Here is a 3,278-nt window from a genome sequence, read left to right as displayed (position 1 = left end):
ACTTATTAAGTAGCTCAGGTGTTTACTTTTAGAGCTACTTTTACCTCCCTTAAAGCTAAATATTAGCTAATTTGCGTTCAAATCCCCCTTAATACCGATAAACTTTATTGTATAAACGCCAAAATTTGATAAGTTAACTAGGTTTTTCGACTCGCAAAGCCTATTCCGGCTAATCTTTCTATGGAGTTATTATGCGTAAAACCCTGATCGCCACTACTATTGCTAGTGCCTTAATATTATCGGCCTGTTCATCTAACGATACACAAAACATGGCAAAAGAAGGCGCAGCACAAGTGCAAGACATGAACGCAAACAATGTTTTATTTAAGCCAAGCCCATTGCAATATATGGCACCAGAGTTTGATAAATTTGGTACAAAAGACTACGAAGCTGCATTCGATGCAGGTATCGCACAGCACACGGCACAAGTACAAGCCATTGCTAACAACCCTGCTCCAGCAACATTTGAAAACACATTAGTTAAAATGGAATTGTCAGGGGAGCTATTAAATCGCGTATCGGCTGCTTTTTATAACTTATCTGGTTTAATTTCAGATGCTGAATACCAGCGTATTGATGAAAAAATGGCGCCTGTATTATCAGCTCACTCAGATGATATTTACTTAAACGGTGAATTATTTAAGCGCGTACAAACAATTTACGACAATCAAGATAAATTAAACGCAGAAGATAAACGCCTAGTTGATTTTTACTACAAGCAGTTTGTAAAAGCAGGTGCTAAATTAAATGACGCTGAAAAAGCTAAAATGCGTGAAATTAACTCAGAGCTAGCTCAGCTATCTACTGCGTTTTCACAAAACATTTTAAAATCGTTTAAAGAAGACGTTATTGTAGTTACAGATAAAAGTGAATTAGCAGGTCTTTCTGAAGGCGAAATTGCAGGCCTTGCAGCTTCAGCTAAAAAAGCGGGCAAAGACGGCTACATGATCACTTTGGTAAATACAACGCAACAACCAATTTTAAGTAGCCTTGAAAACCGCGACCTACGTGAGCGAATTTTTAAAGCCTCTGCAAACCGCGCAGCAAAAACTAACGGCCCTATTATTATTAAAGAAACCAACCTACGCGCTCAAAAAGCAGAGCTTTTAGGCTACAAAGATTGGGCTTCTTATGTAATGACGTCGCGTATGGCGCAAACAACTGAAAACGTTTACGGCATCCTTGATGACCTAGCACCAAAAGCAGTTGAAAAAGCAAAGATTGAAGCAGCCGCTATTCAAAAAGTGATTAACGATTCAGGCGAAAGCTTTGAGCTTAAACCATGGGATTGGACTTTTTATGCTGAAAAAGTACGTGCAGAAAAGTACAACTTAGATCCAGCACTTGTTAAACCATACTTTGAAATGCAATCGGTTATTCACGATGGCTTATTCTTTGCAATGAACAAACTGTACGGTATTACGTTTAAAGAACGTAAAGATCTTCCTGTTTATCATGAAGATGTAACCGTATACGAAGTATTTAACGCTGATGGCAGCGCTATTGGTTTATTTTACTTAGACCCATATGCACGTGAAGGTAAACGTGGCGGCGCATGGATGAGTGCATACGTTAGCGAAAGCGGATTAAAAGGCACTAAACCGGTTATTTACAATGCGCAGAACATTCCAAAACCTGCTGCAGGCGAGCCTACGCTAATGACATTTGACGAAGTATCTACTATGTTCCATGAATTTGGTCATGCTGCACACGGGTTATTCTCAGATGTTAAATACCCAAGCCTAGCGGGTACTGCAACGGCACGTGACTTTGTTGAGTTTCCGTCGCAAGCAAATGAAGATTGGATGATTGAACCAACCGTTCTTGCTAACTATGCGAAACATTACAAAACAGGTGAGCCAATTCCACAAGCTTTACTTGATAAAGTACTTGAATCGCAAAAATTCAACCAAGGTTACGGCACTACTGAATACTTAGCCGCTGCACTACTTGATATGGAATGGCATTCATTTGGTTCTGATAAGAAAATTACTGACGTTCAAAAGTTTGAGCAAGACGCGCTAGAAAAACACGGTATTGCTTACTACCCTGTTCCACCACGTTACAAATCAAACTTCTTTAGCCACACATTTGCAGGTGGTTATTCAGCGGGTTACTACGCGTACCTATGGACTGAAGTGTTTGCAGCAGATGCCTTTGCGCATATGGAAAATAACGGCGGCTTAACCCGTAAAAATGGTGACAAGTTCCGTAAAGAAATCCTATCAAAAGGTAACAGCCGCGACTTAATGCAAAGCTACATTGAGTTTAGAGGTCAAAAACCAACTACCGACGCACTACTTAAGCGCCGTGGTTTAGTTGAATAAATAACTTAATTTATTAAGCTCACTTTTATAAAAGCCCGCTTGCGGGCTTTTATTGTTTATACATCAATTTATAACAGATAAACTGCTGCCATTAATTATTTAAAGACGACAGCTATGCGGTACTTATTTGCAGTAACTTTACTTTGGGCATTTTCATTTAGTTTAATTGGCGTGTATTTAGCAGGTCAGGTTGATGCATGGTTTAGTGTGTTAATTCGCATAGCACTAGCAACCCTCGTATTTTTACCATTTTTAAAGTTTAAACAAACACCTAAACCTTTAGCCTTAAAGCTCATGCTGATTGGCGCTATACAACTTGGTGTTATGTATAGCTTTTACTACCATTCCTTTTTATTTTTAAGCGTCCCCGAAGTACTGCTATTTACAGTAATGACTCCTTTGTACATTACCTTGCTAAATGATGCATTGAACAAACATTTTAACCCACGCTTTTTTATAGTCGCACTTATTGCTGTAATTGGTGCAATTACCATTCGTTACGAAAATCTAAATAGCAATTTCATAATTGGCTTATTATTAGTTCAAGGTGCGAACATAAGTTTTGCTGTAGGCCAAGTAACCTATAAACGCTTAATGATGAACAATAAGCTTGATGATAAAACCGTATTTGGATGGTTTTTTATAGGCGCACTTATTATTGCCACAATTTGTTATGCATTATTTGGTAATTCAAACAAATTACCAACCACTTCTACTCAGTGGGGCATACTGATTTATTTAGGGGTTGTTGCATCAGGCCTTGGTTACTTTATGTGGAATAAAGGCGCAACACTCGTCAACGTTGGAGCTCTGGCAGTCATGAATAACTTACTTATCCCAGCAGGGATTATTGTTAACGTACTAATTTGGAACCGAGACGCTGACATAGTCAGGTTAAGTATTGGAGCAGCTATAATGTTAGGTGCATTATTAGTGAATCAAATGCTTAAT

At 38.6% G+C, this 3,278-nt stretch carries 2 protein-coding genes; both read left to right on the top strand.

Annotation, left to right across the window (positions count from 1 at the left end):
- Window positions 1-191: 191 nt before the first annotated feature.
- Window positions 192-2,327: a M3 family metallopeptidase gene (locus tag CXF89_RS18740; protein ID WP_024590276.1), complete on the top strand. Its 2,136-nt coding sequence runs from the start codon at window positions 192-194 to the stop codon at window positions 2,325-2,327.
- 114 nt (window positions 2,328-2,441) lie between these two features.
- Window positions 2,442-3,278 (top strand): carboxylate/amino acid/amine transporter (locus CXF89_RS18735; RefSeq protein ID WP_145990844.1); only part of this gene is annotated, 837 nt, incomplete at its 3' end.

Source organism: Pseudoalteromonas sp. MelDa3, assembly GCF_002863625.1.
In the GTDB taxonomy this organism is placed as follows: domain Bacteria; phylum Pseudomonadota; class Gammaproteobacteria; order Enterobacterales; family Alteromonadaceae; genus Pseudoalteromonas; species Pseudoalteromonas arctica.
Note: the sequence above shows the minus strand (reverse complement) of the source record. Positions and strands in the feature narration are given on the sequence as shown.

Excerpts from the sequence above, each read along its gene's own strand:
- CXF89_RS18740 (WP_024590276.1), top strand. The coding sequence starts at position 192 with ATGCGTAAAACCCTGATCGCCACTACTATTGCTAGTGCCTTAATATTA.